Below are 215 nucleotides of genomic sequence, written 5' to 3'. Positions count from 1 at the left end.
ATTTTCCTGTCGTTTATATGGTTTACGTAAATATAAGCATAAACTAGAAAACGACAAATCTTTGAAAGGTGGTGAAAATAATGGTGTTAAGAACCCAAAAAGTTAGACTTTATCCAAATAAAACCATGCAGAAAGTCTTAGATGACTTGTGTGATTATCGCAGATATTGCTGGAATGCTGGTTTGGCTTTATGGAATGATATGTATGAAGAAGCA

The 215-nt window shown here is 33.0% G+C and carries 1 protein-coding gene; it reads left to right on the top strand.

Annotation, left to right across the window (positions count from 1 at the left end; genetic code table 11):
- Positions 1-80: 80 nt before the first annotated feature.
- Positions 81-215 (top strand): helix-turn-helix domain-containing protein (locus FC30_RS09380; protein WP_167541659.1); only part of this gene is annotated, 135 nt, incomplete at its 3' end.

Source organism: Ligilactobacillus animalis KCTC 3501 = DSM 20602, assembly GCF_001434535.1.
Taxonomy (GTDB): Bacteria; Bacillota; Bacilli; order Lactobacillales; family Lactobacillaceae; genus Ligilactobacillus; species Ligilactobacillus animalis.
Note: the sequence above shows the minus strand (reverse complement) of the source record. Positions and strands in the feature narration are given on the sequence as shown.